This is a genomic window from Pannonibacter sp. Q-1 (assembly GCF_054073275.1).
Genome location: NZ_JBSXNB010000002.1, coordinates 670,098 through 686,747 on the forward strand (window position 1 = coordinate 670,098; position 16,650 = coordinate 686,747).

Here is a 16,650-nt window from a genome sequence, read left to right on the forward strand (position 1 = left end):
CAGCTCCCGCCGCCCTAGGGTTTCCCTGCCCTTCCAGCGGTTTCATGAAGTTTTGCACAGGCTTGGCCGGATATGCGCCGTCTTTGCTGCATTGCGGCGCCGGTCTCCCGGCCGCCTGTGGATGAAGCCTTCAGCCTGTCACTGCCCGAGAATCTGCAAGCGCATTCGGCCGTGTCAGCCGCCTCCCTCTTCCCCCTCCTGCATATAGAGAGTAGGAGAGCGGCATGAGCGAACATTCTTCCGGCCCGCAGCGCGGGCGCCCCTTCACCAGCAAGGCCCGTCCCGGCAAGGGACAGGGCTTCGTCAAGCCCGCCCCGCGCCGCCCCGGCCTGCCGCCGGAGGGCCCTGTGCTGCTTTACGGCCTGCACACCGTGGAAGCCGCCTTCCGCAACCGGGACCGCCGCCGCATCCGTCTCTATGCAACGGAGAATGCGGTGAACCGGCTCGAGGAGCGCGGCGTCAAGATTGACGTGCCCGTTGATATCCAGATGCCCCGCGCGCTCGACCGCATGGTCACCCGCGATGCCGTGCATCAGGGCATGATTCTGGAAGCCGATCCCCTGCCCGCCTATGGGGTGAAGGAACTGAAGGGCGCAAGGCTGGTACTGGCGCTCGACCAGGTGACCGATCCGCATAATGTGGGTGCGATCCTGCGCTCTGCCGTGGCGCTTGCCGCCGATGCCGTTGTCACCACCGAGCGCCACGCGCCGGAGGAAGGCTCCGTGCTCGCCAAGTCCGCGTCCGGCGCGCTGGACATGATCCGGCACGTGCGGGTGAAGAACCTCGCCAAATTTCTGGAAGAGATGGGTGAGCAGGGCTTCTTCCGCGTCGCCCTCGACAGCGATGGCCCGGCGACGCTGGAAGAGACCACCTTCGGCAGCAAGACCGTGCTGGTGCTGGGCTCTGAAGGCAAGGGCGTGCGCCCCGGCGTGCGCGCCGCCTGCGACACAACGGCCCGTCTCGACATGCCGGGCGAGATCCGCTCGCTCAACGTGTCCAATGCCGCCGTTCTGTCGCTCTATCTGGCCCGGAGCAAGATGGGGCTTTGATCGTCTTGCGCGGGAGGCTCTCCCGCGCAAAAACTCTGCAGCTGATCTTATGCGGCCTGCTGATGGGCCGCGCTGCGCCTGTGCAGGAGGCCGGCCAGCCGGTCCGCCTCCAGCAGCACCCGGTTTACCGGGCCGCCCTCGCACAGGATCATCGCATCGATCAGCGCCGGATGCACCGGGTCGGCCAGCGCGGCACGCACCATGGCCAGCACCCTGCCCTCCTGATCGGACAGGCTGGTGCGGCAGCAGGGGCAGCCCGGATCACGGAAGCGGAACGTTGTCTGGCGCACGGCGCGGATCGCCCGCATCAGCCGCATCACCGCCACCGCAACCTCTCCGCCGAGCCCAGCCCCGAACCCGGCCTGCGCCGTCAGCAGCGCCTGCTCCCAGGCCTGGCTCTGCGGCCGGGCATAGGACAGGCAGATCAGCCGCAGCACCTGCACCACCGTCTGCTCGTCGGACGAAAGCACACTGACCGCCCCGCCCGGACAGGAAGGGGCCTGCGGGTGCGCGTCTGCGGTCTTGCGGGGCTCGGTGCTCATGGTGCTTTCTGCCTTGTCACGCGTCAGCCTTCACGGCACGCGGCGTTTGTTTCCGGTGAAATGCCCCGGCCTCAGGCGCCGGTCACGGCCTCGAAGCCCTCGAAGCGCGGCGGACCGGCGTAAAGGTCCTTGTTGGAGCCGGCGTTACGGTGCGCCTCGCGGAACTGCTCGGACTTGGTCCAGGCCAGAAAATCCTCACGGCTTTCCCAGACCGTGTGGGACGCATAGAGCGTGATGCCTTCGTCCTCATCGGCCGCCCCTTTGAGCAGATGAAAGGTCCTGAAGCCCTTCATCTCGTCGAGGTGCGAATCCCGGCCCTTCCACACGGCCTCGAAAGCCTCTTCCTGACCTGCCTTCACCTTGAAGCGGTTCATTGCCACAAACATGTGTCTCTCCCTGCGCAGCCGCCGGACAGTCTTTTGCGGGCGGCATAAAATACCTGAGTAGATAATTCATATTTACAGGCGGGCCGCAGGTCAAGCCCCGGCCCTGCGGCCTGCCGCCGCGCAAGACGGTTTCGCCGGTGGAGAACCTGCCTGCCCCTTGGCAAGGCGGGCGGGCCATGCTAGATCGCATGTAATGTTATTACATTATAAGAACGCCACTCCAGACCCACACGAGCGAACCATGACCAAACGCCTTCCCGTCACCGTGCTGTCCGGTTTTCTGGGCGCCGGAAAGACCACGCTTCTCAACCACATCCTCTCCAACCGCGAAGGCCTTCGCGTTGCTGTCATTGTCAATGACATGAGCGAGGTGAACATCGACGCCGCCCTCGTGCGCGATGGCGGGGCCAACCTTTCGCGCACCGAGGAAACCCTTGTGGAGATGACCAACGGCTGCATCTGCTGCACCTTGCGCGACGACCTTCTGGTGGAAGTGCGGCGCCTGGCAGAGGCTGGCCGCTTCGATTATCTTCTGATTGAATCGACTGGCATTGCCGAGCCGCTGCCCGTTGCCTCCACCTTCGAGTTCCGCGACGAGAACGGCGAGAGCCTGTCCGACCTTGCCCGGCTCGACACCATGGTCACGGTGGTGGATGCGGCGAGCCTGCTCAGCCATTTCGGCTCGCTCAGCCTGCTGGATGATCTGGGCGAGTCCCTTGGCGAGGACGACACCCGCACCCTGATTGACCTTCTGGTGGACCAGATGGAATTTGCCGATGTCATCGTGCTCAACAAGGTGTCGAGCGCAACGCCTGAGGCGCTGGAGGCTGCCCGCAAGATCATCCGCTCGCTCAACAGCGAGGCGCGCGTGATCGAGGTGGACCATGGCCAGGTGCTGCTTTCGGATGTGCTGGGCACCGGACGCTTCGACTTCGAGCGCGCCCACACCCACCCGCTCTGGTACAAGGAGCTGAACGGCTTTTCCGATCACGTGCCGGAGACGGAGGAATATGGCATCCGCTCCTTCGTCTACCGCGCCCGCCAGCCTTTTGATCCGGAAAAGCTGCAGGCCTTCATCAACCGCAGCTGGCCCGGCGTCGTGCGCGCCAAGGGCTTCTTCTGGCTGGCGACCCGGCCGGAATTCGTCGGCGAGCTGAGCATGGCCGGCGCGCAGGTGCGCACCGAAAAACGCGGTCTGTGGTGGTCCGCCGTGCCCAAGACCCACTGGCCGGATCACCCGGACTGGCACAAGGCCATGGCGCCCTACATGGACGCCGTGTGGGGCGACCGGCGGCAGGAACTGGTGTTCATCGGCACGGACCCGATGGATGAGGAAGCGCTGCGCCGCGACCTCTCCGCCTGCCTCGTGCCCGCATCGTCCTTTGCCCCGGCCAACTGGCGCAATCTCAAGGACCCCTTCCCCGCCTGGGGCCGCGCCGCGGCTTGATGCCCTTTCCGGCGGGACAGCATTCTGCCCCGCCGGGCCTTCCCCTTCCTGCCGGCCTTTCCTCACCAGTGGAAAAATTGCATCAAGGCGGATGCACATCCGCCAAACCCATGCTAAAAGCCGCGAAAGATGCCGGTATAGCTCAGCAGGTAGAGCACCTGATTTGTAATCAGGGGGTCACGGGTTCGAACCCTGTTGCCGGCACCATATTTTTCAATGACTTACGCCAAGACAAACCAGAACGCAGCGGGAACATATGCCACCTGTGCGACCTGAAAAAGTCGCACGTGCGACTTTATGTTCCTGAGCCGTTCATGCAGAAGGCTTAGTGCGTCACTTCCAAAGCTGAGCGGTTGGCTCTGAACAACGCAGAATTGACAGTCTCCTGCATGAGTGCACACTGAGGCACCTCATGCGGAAAGATGAAGCTATGGCCGATGATCATGTTCCAGGGAACGTCATTCATTACGCAAAGCAGCTTATGGAAATAAGGTCAAAACCAAGAAAGCAGTGGGAACAGCAAAAAACCTTCTGCATAATTGCTGCTGCTGCGTTTTTGCTCAGCCTATTCTTTCCAAACTACAAGGATCAAACGCATCCGGAATTCATCAAAGGCGCGGCATTGGCGGTGCTCATGATTACAGGGTATCTTTGGTATGTATGGAAAGGAGAAGAAGACAGGAAGGCAGAAAAAATACTTAGGATCGAAGAAATAATCAAAGAAAAAGGCTACAAGGTTGACATGTTCACAGGCTCTATTTCAAAACTATGATCAGTCAACGGACAGGCTCAAGACGGTCAACTCGCCCGCCATCGAACTGATCGAAGATGTTAGGCGTCCTCTTTGATTTTAGATTTTTATCTTGAAACTGATTTTCTGGCTCAATTTCCATGAGCGAACACACATCAACAAGGCAATGCATTGTCTTTCCTGTCCACCTGTCATGAACATATAAGCCCCAATTACCTGAGACTATATAATCATACCGGAAGAACTGAAATAACAGGGCTCCACTCAGCCATAGTGACACCACAATGAGCGAAAGCAGAATCTTGATCGCCATGCTACAGCCTTTTGCCTGAAATCAATGTCGCTGCACGGAGCAGGAAGAGCGTCCCCAACTAGGTTCCCTCTTCTCTTTCGTCATGGTCGGGCTTGTCCCGGCCATCTACAAACTATTGACTTTTATAGATCCTCGGCACAAGGCCGAGGATGACGACGGTGAGGCCGAAGGTTTGTCAGCAATCAGCAATATGACGGCAGCTCCCGGGGATGGGAGCTGCCGCTTCGCACGCAGACTGGTCGATGGGGAACTCAGCCGTTGCGGTAGGTGTAGCTGTAGCCGTTGATGGCGGGGGCGCCGCCGAGGTGGGCGTAGAGAACCTTGGAACCGGCGGGGATCTTGCCCTTGCGGATGAGGTCGATCATGCCCTGCATGGACTTGCCCTCATAAACCGGGTCGGTGATCATCGCCTCGGTGCGGGCAGCCATGCGGATGGCTTCGTTGGTCTCGGCGCTCGGCACGCCATAGGCCGGATAGGCGTAATCCTCGACGATGACGATCTCGTCCTCACGCACCGGACGGCCCAGTTCCACCAGATCAGCGGTACGGTCGACGATCTCGCGCACCTGGGAGCGGGTCTGCTCCGGTGTGCCGGAGGCATCGATGCCGATCACCCGGTCGGCTCGGCCATCGGCAGCGAAGCCAACGATCATGCCGGCCTGGGTGGAGCCGGTGACGACGCAGACGATGATATAGTCGAAGCGGATGCCCATTTCGGCTTCCTGCGCCCGCACTTCCTCGGCAAAACGCACGTAGCCAAGGCCGCCATAGGGATGGACGGAGGCGCCGGCCGGAATGCCGTAGGGCTTGCCACCGGCGTCCTTCACCGACTGCAGCGCATCCTCCCAGCTCTTGCGGATGCCGATGTCGAAGCCGTCATCGACGATGCGGCTGTCCGCGCCCATCAGGCGGGTGAGAAGAATGTTGCCGACGCGGTCATAGACGGCATCTTCATGCGGCACCCAGCTTTCCTGCACCACCACGCACTTGAGGCCGAGCTTGGCAGCGGTCGCGGCGACCATGCGGGTGTGATTCGACTGCACGCCGCCGATGGACACGAGCGTATCTGCCCCCGAGGCCAGCACGTCCGGCACGATATATTCCAGCTTGCGCAGCTTGTTGCCGCCGAAGGCAAGGCCGGAGTTGCAGTCATCACGCTTGGCGTAGATCTCCACGGCGCCGCCCAGTTCCGCCGACAGGCGGTCCAGCTTTTCGATCGGGGTCGGGCCGAAGGTCAGGGGGTAACGTTCGAATTTATCCAGTTTCAGCATTGCCTGCTCCACTCTTGAAAGGTGGCGGAACGCTAGCAGGAAGGTTATGAAAGGTGCTTGCAATCTTTGGCCTTCAATGATCGTCTAATTGCAGATATAGAGCTTTCAGATAACGATTATTCCGGATTTGATCTCTGTAATGAAAGAGTCTTTCACTCTTGAATCCCTCGACCGCATCGACCGCAAGATCCTGCATCTGCTGCAGCAGGACGGGCGCATGTCGAACGCGGATATTGCCGCAGCGGTCAATGTCAGTCCCGCCACCTGCCACCGGCGCATCCGGCGGCTGTTTGACGAGGGATATGTGCGGGACGTGCGGGCGGTAATCGATCCGCAGAAGGTCAGCCGGGGCGCGCTGGTGATGGTGGGAGTGGAGCTGGACCGCTCGACGCCCGAGAGCTTCGCTGCCTTCGAGGAGGCCATCCGCAAGCTGCCTGTCGTGCTCGATTGCCACCTGGTGGCGGGGGACTTCGATTTCTTCCTGAAGATCCGCGTCCGCGACATGGCCGATTTCAACCGCCTGCATGCGGAGCAGTTGATCGCTCTGCCCGGCGTGCGGCAGACGCGGACCTTCTTCGTCATCAAGGAAGTGGTCGACAATGCCCGGCTTGATTTCTGAAACCGGATCAACGCCGGCGGACTGCCGCATTCCGGCAATCGCGCCTTGCAGCGGCGGGCAATCTGGCGGATGAATGGCGGGCGGCGCGGAGCCGCGGCAGATGCAGCACCCGAGTTCCAGAGCCAATGACCCAGAGAGAAATCCGCCCCGGCCGCATCGCGCTGGTTGCCAGCGACACGGAGGAAGCCCATCAGGCCCTCGTTTCGCTGACGGCGCTTTATGGCAATGCCACACCGGGCGAAGCGGATGTGATCGTCGCTCTCGGCGGCGATGGCCTGATGCTGCAGACCCTGCACCGCTTCATGAATTCCGGCATTCCGATCTATGGCATGAACCGGGGGTCCGTCGGTTTCCTGATGAACGAGTACCAGGAGGATGGCCTGCTGGAGCGGCTGGCGGCAGCGGATGTGACGACGATCCACCCGCTCTACATGCAGGCGATCGATCAGGCCGGTGTGCAATACAGCGCCCGCGCCATCAACGAGGTCTCCCTGCTGCGCCAGACCTATCAGGCGGCCAAGCTGCGCATTTCCGTTGATGGACGTGAGCGGCTGGAAGAACTGATCTGTGACGGCTGCCTTGTGGCGACCCCTGCGGGCAGCACCGCCTACAATCTGTCCGCCCATGGCCCCATCCTGCCGATTTCAGCCCCGCTTCTGGCGCTGACGCCGATCAGCGCCTTCCGCCCCCGCCGCTGGCGCGGTGCGCTGGTGCCCAATCATGCGGTGGTGGAAATCGAGGTGATGGAGAGCGCCAAGCGCCCGGTCAGCGCCGCTGCCGATCACACAGAAATCCGCAATGTGGCGAAGGTGAGCGTGCGCGAGGACAAAAGCTCCGCCTGTCTGATCATGTCCGACGCAGGCCATGGCTGGGACGAGCGAATCTTAAGTGAAATGTTCCGCTATTGACCTTACGCGGGCATCAGCGGAATCTTCCGGTATTGGCGGCAGGGCAAGGACACCGATCATGATCAGCGACGAGGATCTTCAGGGCAGCGACGTGGAGTTCGTCAAGCCGCCAACGGACCTGCGCAAGAAGGTGCGGGTGATGAGCCCGCGCGAGGCGGCCAAGTTCGATCCCATCAAGGCGGCGGAAGCGGCGCTGGAGCGGCTCTCCGTCCAGTTCGACGGCTGGATGCACCGGGAGACCGAGCAGCTGTTTGCCGACTGGAGCGCCATCGAGGAGGAGGGGCTGAACGGGACGACCCTCGCGCAGCTTTACAACACCACCCACAATGTGAAGGGACAGGCGCAGACGCTGGGCTATCCGCTGGCCGGAGCCGTCGCCGCCAGTCTCTGCCATCTGATCGAGGCAGTGAACGGACCGGAGCACCTGCCGCTGACACTTCTGCGCCAGCATGTGGACGCGATCCGCGCCATCGTGGCCGAAGAAGCCCGCGACGAGGCGAACCCGACCGGCGCAGCGCTTCTGCATAAATTGCAGGAAGTGACGCAGGACTATATCGAACGCACGGTGCCTGTCAGGGACTGAGCCTGCCCCACAGGCTCGGCCCTCACGCCGCGGCCAGAAGTTCCGTGTTCACCAGCAGCCGCGCCTCCTCACGGGCTGCTTCCAGGACCAGCACCCGCATCAGGGCGAAGACATCTTCCACCCCGCCGCTGACAGCCATCTCCTCAAGCCCGGCGCTGACCTCTTCCATCACCGCACGGGTCGTGGCGGGGGGCTGATCCTGCAGGAAGCTGCAGTCTGCCGCCCGGTAGGCCTCCACCATCAGCTGAAACACCGCGACCGTGCGCTGGGGCAGACCGGTGGCCATGAGCAGGGAGCGCAGGGCTCCCGCACGGCCTGTGGCCAGCAGATCCGCCACCCGCGCCTGCGGCTGGCCGCAGAGGGCGGAAAGGCAGGCGGACAGAACCCGCAGCCGGCCCATGCCGGCAGCCCGCAGCATCAGCCGTGCCGTGAGCTGGCCACGCGCGCGCAGATGCTCGACGAGACCGCCCAGTTCCGCATCCGTGGCACCGGCTGCCAGCACTACGGTTGCGCGCTCGCGGGCCTCTTCAAGATAGGTCTCTGCGCTTTCGGGAAGCGCTTCGCCCGCAAGCACCAGCGCCTGCGCCTTGAGGCCATCGGTCAAGGCCGTCAGCAGGGTGTGGCGGATGGTCAGAGGCAGGCCCGGCCGGGCCAGCAGACGGCTGCGCACGGCGGCGTCATCGGCAAAGCGTTCGGCAAGGCGGGACAGGCTGAAGGAGACGATCACGGCGCCGGGATTGTCGAGCAATACGGCGCAGGCCTCCGGCGCTGCCACTTCGGCCAGCGCGGCAGCCACAGGGGCAGAGAGGTTCCGGCGGCGGGCAATGGCGCATTGCACGGCGTCAGAGCCTTCGGCGGCCAGATCGATCAGATCGCAATCGGGCACCAGCGGCGAAAATTCGAGGATGGGGGCGGCAACCAGCGCCGTGTCACGGGCCAGCGCCAGCACCACAGGGCGCGGCGCATCCTCCCGGCGGGCGAACACATCCGCAAGGGCAAAGCGGACTTCAGGCGCCGGATCATCCAGCAGATAAGTCAATGCAGCCTGACAATCGCCCCGCTCTGCCTCGCTCATCGGCGAATGCAGGAAGGCGCGTGCAAGCGCAGCGGTGGCCTCGGCGCGCTCAGCAGGCGCTGCCGTACCGGCCCAGGACAGAAACTGACGAATGATCATGACGCGTGACCCGAACACACAATGCACCTCAACAAGGTGCAAATCACACTGCCACGCAAAGGCTTAACGTTCGGTTCACCATAAATGAGGCAGAGGCCTGCCGTGGCTCATACCGCCCGCTCAGGCAGGCGGCAGCAGATCGCGCTTCACGCCAAGCGGCGCGTAGTTGAGGAAGCCGGTGAGGTCCAGAGGCCCTTCCTGCGTCTGCGCAATCGCCCCTTCCCCGCCCGCAAGCTGGGCCACCACACGGGTGCCGCCGACGGCGCGCGAGAAGACGTGATCATCCTTCACCCCGGCAAAGGCGGCCAGATAGCTGCCGGACATGGTGGCCGTGCGCGAGCCTGCATCATCGCGGAACAGGGCCTCGAAGGGCGCACTGGTTTCCGCAGCCCGGAAGGCGCTGTCCACCCGTGCCCCGACAGGATCGCCCGAGCCGGCCTCTTCGGCAAAGCCGGTGAGGATGCGGCTCTTCGGCAAGTCATCCGTTCCCTGTCCGGTGGCAGATGCCACCATCACCGCGGCGGCCCCATCGTGCTTGCTGACGAGGACATCGTAGACCTGCGCCAGCGTCCGCGGAGATCCGGCGCCATCATAGAAGATGGCCCGGTTGGCCTTGGCCTGCGCCGGGAACATCTGGGCGGCGGAACTCTCCGGGTTCACCTGGGCGGAATTGATCAGCCGCGAAGCCCCCTGCGCGCCGAGGAAATGGGCGATGTAAAGCTCACCCTGGTTCGGATCCCGGCCAAGGCGGTTGGAGAGGAACTCGGCATTCTTGCGGGTAAATTCGCCGGCCATGCGGGAGGAAATCTCCGGATCCTTGCGCAGGTCCAGAATCTCCTGACGCATATCGGGATCGCTGACCCGGTACTTTCCGGTGGCGGTTCTTTCGATCTGGTCGGCATAGGACTGCAGGCCGTGCCTGCCGCCGCTGTCCTTGACGGTTTCAAGCCAGGTCTGCTCGACAAACTGGAACAGACCGGTCGCACTGGAGGTCTTCGATTGCGCTGCGGGCTGAAACGAGGATTCCCGCGCAGCCGTCTTCAGCAGGTAGTCAAAGGACGTCCCCGTCGTTGTGCTTGCGGTCTGGAAGGCTTGCTCGATCCGCGACGCGATCGAGGTGGAGTCTGCAACACGCATGAACCCGTCTCCTCGATGTAAAGATTACCACGCGGTTAAGATCTAGCCTGAATGGTTAACAAAAAGTTAACGCACACCCAGCACCGGTTAACGAGAGCCCTTTTCAACGGGAAAGCGGGCGAAAGCCCTGACAGATATACCGATAAATCACCGGAAGAACCCGGATCGCAGAGCCTGAGGCTCCCGCGATCCGGCAAAAGCGACTCACCCTTTGGGGCGGGTGAGCTCAAAAACGTCACGGGTGACGTCATAATCCTTGTAACCAAGGCGGGAAAGCAGCTCCAGCCGCGAGGGCACGACGCGGCCATTCTCGATGACGCTGTCATCGATATGAACGCCGATCACCTGCCCCAGAACCATATAGTTCTGGACCGCATTGCCATCGAGGTCCTTCAGCTGCTGGATCTGCAGCATCCGGCATTCAAGCGCCGCCTTGGCCCGCTTCACGCGCGGCACCTTGACCAGATTGGAAGGCGCCATTTCGAGGCCGGCCAGTTCGAATTCGGACACATCGGGACCAACGGGCGCCGAAGACGCATTCATCTCGTCGCGCAGGTCATGGCTGACGATGTTGCAGACGAATTCGCCCGTCGCCTCGATGTTGCGCACGCTGTCCTTCCAGCCGGAGGAGGAGAACATGACGATCGGCGGTGCATCGGCCACGGCGTTGAAGAAGCTGTAGGGGGCGAGATTCGCCGTGCCCTCTGCACTCAGCGACGAGATCCAGCCGATGGGCCGCGGCGCGACAAGGGCCTTGAAGGGGTTGAAGGCCAGCCCGTGAGCATTGGAAACGGTGTCATAGAACAACGGCTTACTCCCCGGCCCAGTGGGTGACGATGCTGGCAAGCTCCGGGCGCGGACGCTCGAACGGCGCCTGCGCCGGCGTACCGATGTGGATGAAGCCGGCAAACCGCTCACCCTCGGCTGCGCCCAGATAGCGGGCCGCCTCGTCATCGAAACTGTACCACTCGCTGATCCACTGCGCGCCGAAACCGGCTGCCGTGGCGGCTGTCAGAATATTCATGCAGGCCGCACCGGCCGAGAGCTCCTGCTCCCAAACCGGGATCTTCGGATGAACGGCAGCGCGGCTCAGCACGCCGATCACGACAGCCGAGCGGATGAAGCGGTTCAGCTCCTGCGTTTTCTGAGCTTCGGACAGCGGCCCGTTGCGGCTTTCGGCCAGCGCGGCCAGATGCTCACCGATTCTGCTGCGCGCCTCCCCTGCGTAGACGACAAAGCGCCAGGGCGCGAGCTTGCCGTGATCCGGCACGCGCGCACCAATGGTGAGGATCTTTTCCAAGGTTTCCGCATCCGGGCCCGGCTCGGACAAGGTGATGGCCAGATGCGACCGGCGGGTCAGCAAAAAGTCGGTAACATGCGGATGCGGCTTGGCAAATTCGCTCATCGGAGCCTCTGAAACGGTGGGGTGAAATCCTGGCGAAAGTGGTAAGCTTTTAACCTCACTTGTCAACCGGGCTTGCATGCGACTTGAATTCGCCCGATTTTCCGGGCCATTAACGAAATGGAAACGGATGCGGCAGCCCATGGCTGGTGCTGCCGTTGAACATCCAGTGGCCTTGGCGGGTCTGACAGAAGATCCGCGGCGAGTGACAGAAGGCCGGCGCAGGAAAAATGATGACGGGAAACAACCGCAGCGCAGGACTGGCACGTGCTTCAAGGCGTGCTCTGACAGCAGCCCTTATGGCTCTTTTTGTGATGCAGACGGCGGCGGCGGCCCAGGAAGCCACAGCCACCCCTGCGGACCAGCAGCCCCCCTCTCTGGATGCCGGCACGGCTTTCTCGGCTCCGCTCTCCCCTCCCACCCCTCTGGGCAAGCCGCATGGTTTCGGCCCTGCGGAAGGCACTTCGCCGGATCCGTCCGAGGTGCAGGGAGCCACAGCGGCGCCCCCGCTCCTGTCGCCTGAGGATCCCGCCAGCCGCTTCAACGATGCGCTCGTGCCCTATGCCCCGTCGAACACGCTGACGGATGGCACCCAGTCCGGCCTCGAAAAAGGCGCGGTCTATCTGGTTGCCCGGCTGACGGAAGGAACAGCGCAGATCTCCGATGGCCTTATCTGGCGTGTCTATGGCGAAACCCCGAATGCCAGCGGCGAACTGGAACTGGTGGCAACGGCCATGGGCGGGGATGCGGAGTTCCGGCTCGATCCCGGCGCCTATCTCATCCACACCTCCTATGGCTTTGCAGGCTCCACCAACCGGCTTGTCGTCGGCCGCGGCGTCTATTCCAAGACCGTGGTGCTCAATGCCGGGGGCGTGAAGCTGAACGCAGCCCTTGGCCCGGATGATCCGCTGCCGCCAGATGACCTGCGGTTCGACATTCTGGGCATGAATTTCAACGCCATCGGCGAGCGCGAAGTCATCGTTTCCGGCGTGAAGCCGGAGGCCATCGTGCGCCTCAATGCGGGCACCTATCATGTGGTCAGCCGCTATGGCGATGTGAACGCCATCGTGCGGGCGGATATCTCCGTGGAAGCGGGCAAGCTGACGTCGGCGACACTTTTCCAGAATGCGGCCAGCGTGACGCTCAAGCTCGTCAACGATCCGGGCGGCGAGGCGATTGCCAATACGGCCTGGACCATTCTCACGCCCGGCGGCGACACGGTGGTGGAAGGCAACGGCGCCTTTCCGTCCTTCGTCCTCGCGGCAGGCGAGTATGAGGTGGTTGCCCGGAACAATGGCGTCAACTACAGCCGCAATTTCATGGTCGTCTCCGGTGAGAACGAGGAAGTCGAGGTGCTGGCCCGCACGGAAACCTCCAACGTCAGCCAGCTGCCGCAGAATTGACAGGCACACCCCGGCAGACATGAAAAGACCGCCGCGGCTTGCGCCACGGCGGTCTTTTTTTTCATGTCGGCCCGTACGCTGCAGCACTCAGCCGCGGGCGCGTTTCAGGTCCGGTGCCACGGCTTCCTCGATGAAGGCCGCAATCGCCTCATCAAGGCTCATCGGCGTCTGGTTCTGCGAACCGAGGCGGCGGACGTTGACCGTGCGCTCTTCCGACTCGCGCTTGCCGCAGACGAGAATGACCGGCACCTTGGCCAGCGAATGCTCGCGGACCTTGTAGTTGATCTTCTCGTTGCGCAGGTCGAGATCGGCCCGGATGCCTGCCTTGCCCAGCGCCGCATGCACCTCGCGGGCGTAGTCATCCGCTTCCGAGGTGATGGTGGCGACAACCACCTGCTTGGGCGCAAGCCACAGCGGGAAGTGACCGGCGAAGTTCTCGATGAGGATGCCGAGGAAGCGTTCCATCGAGCCGCAGATGGCGCGGTGGATCATCACCGGCGTCTTCTTCTCGCCGTCCTTGTCCACGTAGAAGGCACCGAAGCGTTCCGGCAGGTTGAAGTCCACCTGCGTGGTGCCGCACTGCCACTCACGGCCGATGGCATCCTTCAGCGTGTATTCGAACTTCGGGCCGTAGAAGGCGCCCTCGCCCGGCAGGATGCCGGTCTTGATGCGCCCGCCGGACTGCTCCTCGATCTGCTTGAGAACGCGGGTCATCACCTCTTCGGCGTGATCCCACAGCTCGTCCGAACCGACGCGCTTTTCCGGGCGGGTGGAGAGCTTGACGACGATCTCATTGAAGCCGAAATCCTCGTAGACCGACAGGATCAGATCGTTGATCTTGAGGCACTCGGCCGCCATCTGCTCTTCGGTGCAGAAGATGTGGGCATCGTCCTGTGTGAAGCCGCGCACGCGCATCAGCCCGTGCATGGCGCCCGAAGGCTCGTAGCGGTGCACCACGCCGAATTCCGCCATGCGCAGCGGCAGGTCGCGATAGCTCTTCAGGCCATGCTTGAAGATCTGCACGTGACCGGGGCAGTTCATCGGCTTCAGCGCGAAGATGCGCTCGTCCTCGGCTTCCGGATCGGCACATTGCACGGAGAACATGTTCTCCTTGTACCAGCCCCAGTGACCGGAGGTCTCCCACAGCGAGGTGTCGAGCACCTGCGGCGCGTTCACCTCATCGTAGTCGCCGGACAGGCGGCGGCGCATGTAGGAGACAAGGCTCTGGAACAGGCTCCAGCCCTTGGCATGCCAGAACACGACGCCCGGGCCTTCTTCCTGGAAGTGGAACAGGTCCATCTCGCGGCCGAGCTTGCGGTGGTCACGCTTCTCCGCCTCTTCCAGCATGTGCAGATAGGCCTTCAGATCAGCCTCATTCGCCCATGCTGTGGCGTAGATGCGGGTCAGCATCTCGTTGTTGCTGTCACCGCGCCAGTAGGCACCGGCCACCTTCATCAGCTTGAAGGCATCGCCGATCTGGCGGGTGGAGGCCATGTGCGGGCCGCGGCAGAGGTCCAGCCACTGGCCCTGCTTGTAGATCTTCAGGTCCTGACCTTCGGGAATCGCATCCACCAGCTCGACCTTGTAGGTCTCGCCCTTGGCGGCAAAGTAGCGCTTGGCTTCCTCGCGGGACCAGATTTCCTTGGTGAAGGCCGCTCCGCGCGCGATGATCTCGCGCATCTTCTTCTCGATGACCGGCAGGTCTTCGGGCGTGAAGGGCCAGTCCTCGTGGGTGTCCGGATGGACGCGCTTGAAGTCGTAGTAGAAGCCGTTCTCGATCACCGGGCCGATGGTGACCTGCGTCCCCGGCCAGATTTCCTGCACCGCCTCGGCCATCACATGGGCCGCATCGTGGCGGATCAGCTCCAGGGCGCGCGGGTCCTCGCGGGTCACGATCTCGATGCGCGCATCCGCCGTGATGGGATCGGAAAGATCGCGCAGCTCGCCATCAAGGGTCATCGCCACGGCCTTCTTGGCCAGCGACTTGGAAATGCCCTCGGCAACGGCGGCACCGGTGGTGCCGGCCTCATAGGAGCGCACGGAATTGTCGGGGAAAGTCAGATTGATCATCAGTCATCTCCTGCTCACTCCTGCAGACGAGGCAGGTAAGCTTTTGTGTTTTGCGACCGGGCCTGAATAAGGGATTTGTGCGTGAGGAACAACCTCTGCGGCGCAACCTCCCATCCGTCTTTACCATGATCACAGGCAGAACCTCACGGAGGCCATCCCATGACGTCGACAGAAGTGCCCTTCGCAATCCTTCATCCTGGCGAAGAGCAGCACCCAAGTAACGAGTATTGGAGGCAATCATGAAAATCCTAGCTCTCGCAGCGCTCGCCGGTATCGGCCTTTTCGCCCTCACCGATGCGTCTTTCGCAGCCTGCACCTACTCCAGGAACTACGAGGCAGAAGGCGGCATGAGCGGATGGCCGGCGCGGGTTGCGAACTCGGCGGACGCCACGCTGCGCGCGGCCTATGCCAACGGCACCTGCGTCTACCTCAAGGGACAGCACAATGGCGGCATGGCCCCGGCGGGCACCCCGAGCAACCAGCATGTGACCGTCAGCAATGGCGTCAGGGTGTGCCACGTGTTCAAGAAATCATCCACGAACCGGAACCAGTACTTCCCCACCACCTGTCTGTGATGGGAAACAGATAGCCAGGCCCCTCACCGGTCCTGACTGTCCAGCCGCTGGTCCTGCGGAATATGTTTGCCGGACCAGCGGCCATAGCGCCAGGGCAGATACCAGCGGGCGGAAGGGTTCAGCGCTTCCGGCACGGGGTCATAGCCGGAGGACCCCAGCGGGTTGCAGCGCAGGATGCGGGAGAGGCCGAGCCAGCCGCCGCCCCAGAAGCCGAAACGGCGGATGGCCTGACTGGTGTAATCGGAACAGGTCGGCGCGTAGCGGCAGCCGCGCCCCATGAACAGGGACAGCGAGTGGCGGTAGACCCAGATCAGCCCCAGCGCCGCATAGGCAGCCGGAGACAGGCGGCGCGGCGGCAGTGGGGATGCAGGCTCACACCTCACCTCCCCCTCGACACTGTCCTTGCCGCAGTCACCGCACATCAAACAACCTCCAGGCCCTGCCTGCTCAGGCAGCGGGGGCCTTTGCCTCGATCTGGTCGAGCGCATCCACAACCGCATCAAAGGTCAGCAAGGTGGAGGCATGGCGGGCCTTGTAGTCGCGCACCGGCTCCAGAAAGCGGAACTCCTCGAACTTGCCTTCCGGCGGCGGGCCGTTTTCCTTCAGCATGGCCGTGACCGTGCGGCGCAGGTCCCGCAGCTCCTGCGGCGTGCAGCCGATGATGTGCCGGGCCATCAGCGAGGACGAGGCCTGACCAAGGGCACAGGCCTTCACGTCATGGGCGAACTCGCTCACCTTGCCATCGCGCACCACCAGATCGATGGTCACGGTCGAGCCGCAGAGCCGGGAATGCGCCTTGGCGCTGGCATCGGGCAAAGCCAAACGCCCAAGGTGCGGAATATTGCCCGCCAGCTCAAGGATGCGGGTGTTGTAGATGTCATCAAGCATGCGTGCCATATCCTCATGACAGCGGCCCGTGCCTTGCTGCCGGCACCCGGCCACGGAAGACAGGTGACAGCAAAAGACGGAATCGGACCACTGGGCGCTTTGCGGCGCGGGTCTTCTTCCTATATAGAGCAA

At 62.9% G+C, this 16,650-nt stretch carries 19 protein-coding genes and 1 tRNA gene; 9 read left to right on the forward strand and 11 right to left on the reverse strand.

Annotation, left to right across the window (positions count from 1 at the left end):
• Positions 1 to 224: 224 nt before the first annotated feature.
• On the forward strand, positions 225 to 1,049 hold the full coding sequence (locus ACVNHC_RS07100) for a TrmH family RNA methyltransferase (protein WP_058900188.1): 825 nt from the start codon (positions 225 to 227) through the stop codon (positions 1,047 to 1,049).
• 47 nt (positions 1,050 to 1,096) lie between these two features.
• On the opposite strand, the gene ACVNHC_RS07105 is transcribed toward ACVNHC_RS07100, so the two are convergent.
• Together ACVNHC_RS07105 and ACVNHC_RS07110 are read right to left on the reverse strand one after the other, a co-directional pair.
• Positions 1,097 to 1,591: a hypothetical protein gene (locus tag ACVNHC_RS07105; RefSeq protein ID WP_457166813.1), complete on the reverse strand. Its 495-nt coding sequence runs from the start codon at positions 1,589 to 1,591 to the stop codon at positions 1,097 to 1,099.
• Between the two features lie 71 nt (positions 1,592 to 1,662).
• Positions 1,663 to 1,977 carry an antibiotic biosynthesis monooxygenase family protein gene (locus tag ACVNHC_RS07110; RefSeq protein WP_457166814.1) on the reverse strand — a complete coding sequence of 105 codons (315 nt, stop codon included), beginning with the start codon at positions 1,975 to 1,977 and terminating at the stop codon, positions 1,663 to 1,665.
• A gap of 241 nt (positions 1,978 to 2,218) precedes the next feature.
• Here ACVNHC_RS07110 and ACVNHC_RS07115 point away from each other — a divergent pair, with 241 nt between their 5' ends.
• The 3 genes from ACVNHC_RS07115 to ACVNHC_RS07125 all read left to right on the forward strand — a co-directional run bounded on the left by ACVNHC_RS07115 (position 2,219) and on the right by ACVNHC_RS07125 (position 4,196).
• A complete protein-coding gene (locus ACVNHC_RS07115; RefSeq protein ID WP_457166815.1) occupies positions 2,219 to 3,424 on the forward strand; it encodes a GTP-binding protein in 1,206 nt (401 codons plus the stop codon).
• 131 nt (positions 3,425 to 3,555) lie between these two features.
• Positions 3,556 to 3,631, forward strand: a tRNA-Thr gene (locus tag ACVNHC_RS07120).
• 223 nt (positions 3,632 to 3,854) lie between these two features.
• Positions 3,855 to 4,196 (forward strand): hypothetical protein, encoded by a 342-nt coding sequence (locus tag ACVNHC_RS07125; RefSeq protein ID WP_122519805.1) that lies wholly within the window; start codon positions 3,855 to 3,857, stop codon positions 4,194 to 4,196.
• A gap of 4 nt (positions 4,197 to 4,200) precedes the next feature.
• On the opposite strand, the gene ACVNHC_RS07130 is transcribed toward ACVNHC_RS07125, so the two are convergent.
• Both ACVNHC_RS07130 and ACVNHC_RS07135 read right to left on the reverse strand, forming a co-directional pair.
• A complete protein-coding gene (locus tag ACVNHC_RS07130; RefSeq protein ID WP_163001239.1) occupies positions 4,201 to 4,488 on the reverse strand; it encodes a hypothetical protein in 288 nt (95 codons plus the stop codon).
• Between the two features lie 251 nt (positions 4,489 to 4,739).
• The gene (locus ACVNHC_RS07135; protein WP_019962500.1) at positions 4,740 to 5,759 is read right to left on the reverse strand and encodes a 1-aminocyclopropane-1-carboxylate deaminase; all 1,020 of its coding nucleotides are present in this window, start codon (positions 5,757 to 5,759) and stop codon (positions 4,740 to 4,742) included.
• Positions 5,760 to 5,898: 139 nt separating this feature from the next.
• Here ACVNHC_RS07135 and ACVNHC_RS07140 point away from each other — a divergent pair, with 139 nt between their 5' ends.
• From ACVNHC_RS07140 to ACVNHC_RS07150, 3 genes are all read left to right on the forward strand, one after another.
• The gene (locus tag ACVNHC_RS07140; RefSeq protein WP_457166816.1) at positions 5,899 to 6,378 is read left to right on the forward strand and encodes an Lrp/AsnC family transcriptional regulator; all 480 of its coding nucleotides are present in this window, start codon (positions 5,899 to 5,901) and stop codon (positions 6,376 to 6,378) included.
• Between the two features lie 125 nt (positions 6,379 to 6,503).
• A complete protein-coding gene (locus ACVNHC_RS07145) occupies positions 6,504 to 7,286 on the forward strand; it encodes an NAD kinase (RefSeq protein ID WP_050471342.1) in 783 nt (260 codons plus the stop codon).
• A 58-nt stretch (positions 7,287 to 7,344) separates the two neighbouring features.
• On the forward strand, positions 7,345 to 7,869 hold the full coding sequence (locus ACVNHC_RS07150; RefSeq protein ID WP_457166817.1) for an Hpt domain-containing protein: 525 nt from the start codon (positions 7,345 to 7,347) through the stop codon (positions 7,867 to 7,869).
• A gap of 22 nt (positions 7,870 to 7,891) precedes the next feature.
• Here ACVNHC_RS07150 and ACVNHC_RS07155 read toward each other — a convergent pair whose 3' ends face one another.
• The 4 genes from ACVNHC_RS07155 to ACVNHC_RS07170 form a co-directional block, all read right to left on the reverse strand.
• Entirely contained in the window at positions 7,892 to 9,043 is a 1,152-nt protein-coding gene (locus ACVNHC_RS07155) for a DUF2336 domain-containing protein (RefSeq protein ID WP_457166818.1), read from the reverse strand.
• A 120-nt stretch (positions 9,044 to 9,163) separates the two neighbouring features.
• Entirely contained in the window at positions 9,164 to 10,180 is a 1,017-nt protein-coding gene (locus tag ACVNHC_RS07160) for a transglycosylase SLT domain-containing protein (RefSeq protein ID WP_374630957.1), read from the reverse strand.
• 204 nt (positions 10,181 to 10,384) lie between these two features.
• Entirely contained in the window at positions 10,385 to 10,987 is a 603-nt protein-coding gene (locus ACVNHC_RS07165; RefSeq protein WP_457166819.1) for a flavin reductase family protein, read from the reverse strand.
• Positions 10,988 to 10,991: 4 nt separating this feature from the next.
• A complete protein-coding gene (locus ACVNHC_RS07170) occupies positions 10,992 to 11,585 on the reverse strand; it encodes a nitroreductase family protein (RefSeq protein WP_457166820.1) in 594 nt (197 codons plus the stop codon).
• Positions 11,586 to 11,881: 296 nt separating this feature from the next.
• Between ACVNHC_RS07170 and ACVNHC_RS07175 the strand changes: the two genes are divergently transcribed.
• Positions 11,882 to 12,985 carry a hypothetical protein gene (locus tag ACVNHC_RS07175; protein ID WP_122519800.1) on the forward strand — a complete coding sequence of 368 codons (1,104 nt, stop codon included), beginning with the start codon at positions 11,882 to 11,884 and terminating at the stop codon, positions 12,983 to 12,985.
• 87 nt (positions 12,986 to 13,072) lie between these two features.
• Here ACVNHC_RS07175 and thrS read toward each other — a convergent pair whose 3' ends face one another.
• A complete protein-coding gene (thrS, locus tag ACVNHC_RS07180) occupies positions 13,073 to 15,055 on the reverse strand; it encodes a threonine--tRNA ligase (RefSeq protein ID WP_457166821.1) in 1,983 nt (660 codons plus the stop codon).
• A gap of 239 nt (positions 15,056 to 15,294) precedes the next feature.
• Here thrS and ACVNHC_RS07185 point away from each other — a divergent pair, with 239 nt between their 5' ends.
• Positions 15,295 to 15,630, forward strand: a complete 336-nt coding sequence (locus ACVNHC_RS07185; protein WP_122519798.1) for a hypothetical protein — start codon at positions 15,295 to 15,297, stop codon at positions 15,628 to 15,630.
• Between the two features lie 23 nt (positions 15,631 to 15,653).
• Here ACVNHC_RS07185 and yidD read toward each other — a convergent pair whose 3' ends face one another.
• On the reverse strand, positions 15,654 to 16,052 hold the full coding sequence (yidD, locus tag ACVNHC_RS07190) for a membrane protein insertion efficiency factor YidD (RefSeq protein WP_457166822.1): 399 nt from the start codon (positions 16,050 to 16,052) through the stop codon (positions 15,654 to 15,656).
• Between the two features lie 25 nt (positions 16,053 to 16,077).
• On the reverse strand, positions 16,078 to 16,518 hold the full coding sequence (locus ACVNHC_RS07195) for an iron-sulfur cluster assembly scaffold protein (protein ID WP_123195628.1): 441 nt from the start codon (positions 16,516 to 16,518) through the stop codon (positions 16,078 to 16,080).
• Between the last annotated feature and the right edge of the window lie 132 nt (positions 16,519 to 16,650).

Coding starts and splice junctions, on each gene's coding strand:
- ACVNHC_RS07170 (WP_457166820.1), bottom strand. CDS start 11,585: ATGAGCGAATTTGCCAAGCCGCATCCGCATGTTACCGACTTTTTGCTG.
- ACVNHC_RS07105 (WP_457166813.1), bottom strand. CDS start 1,591: ATGAGCACCGAGCCCCGCAAGACCGCAGACGCGCACCCGCAGGCCCCT.
- ACVNHC_RS07135 (WP_019962500.1), bottom strand. CDS start 5,759: ATGCTGAAACTGGATAAATTCGAACGTTACCCCCTGACCTTCGGCCCG.
- ACVNHC_RS07110 (WP_457166814.1), bottom strand. CDS start 1,977: ATGTTTGTGGCAATGAACCGCTTCAAGGTGAAGGCAGGTCAGGAAGAG.
- ACVNHC_RS07130 (WP_163001239.1), bottom strand. CDS start 4,488: ATGGCGATCAAGATTCTGCTTTCGCTCATTGTGGTGTCACTATGGCTG.
- ACVNHC_RS07195 (WP_123195628.1), bottom strand. CDS start 16,518: ATGCTTGATGACATCTACAACACCCGCATCCTTGAGCTGGCGGGCAAT.
- ACVNHC_RS07155 (WP_457166818.1), bottom strand. CDS start 9,043: ATGATCATTCGTCAGTTTCTGTCCTGGGCCGGTACGGCAGCGCCTGCT.
- ACVNHC_RS07145 (WP_050471342.1), top strand. CDS start 6,504: ATGACCCAGAGAGAAATCCGCCCCGGCCGCATCGCGCTGGTTGCCAGC.
- ACVNHC_RS07160 (WP_374630957.1), bottom strand. CDS start 10,180: ATGCGTGTTGCAGACTCCACCTCGATCGCGTCGCGGATCGAGCAAGCC.
- ACVNHC_RS07140 (WP_457166816.1), top strand. CDS start 5,899: ATGAAAGAGTCTTTCACTCTTGAATCCCTCGACCGCATCGACCGCAAG.
- ACVNHC_RS07115 (WP_457166815.1), top strand. CDS start 2,219: ATGACCAAACGCCTTCCCGTCACCGTGCTGTCCGGTTTTCTGGGCGCC.
- ACVNHC_RS07175 (WP_122519800.1), top strand. CDS start 11,882: ATGGCTCTTTTTGTGATGCAGACGGCGGCGGCGGCCCAGGAAGCCACA.
- yidD (WP_457166822.1), bottom strand. CDS start 16,052: ATGTGCGGTGACTGCGGCAAGGACAGTGTCGAGGGGGAGGTGAGGTGT.
- ACVNHC_RS07150 (WP_457166817.1), top strand. CDS start 7,345: ATGATCAGCGACGAGGATCTTCAGGGCAGCGACGTGGAGTTCGTCAAG.
- ACVNHC_RS07100 (WP_058900188.1), top strand. CDS start 225: ATGAGCGAACATTCTTCCGGCCCGCAGCGCGGGCGCCCCTTCACCAGC.
- thrS (WP_457166821.1), bottom strand. CDS start 15,055: ATGATCAATCTGACTTTCCCCGACAATTCCGTGCGCTCCTATGAGGCC.
- ACVNHC_RS07125 (WP_122519805.1), top strand. CDS start 3,855: ATGGCCGATGATCATGTTCCAGGGAACGTCATTCATTACGCAAAGCAG.
- ACVNHC_RS07185 (WP_122519798.1), top strand. CDS start 15,295: ATGAAAATCCTAGCTCTCGCAGCGCTCGCCGGTATCGGCCTTTTCGCC.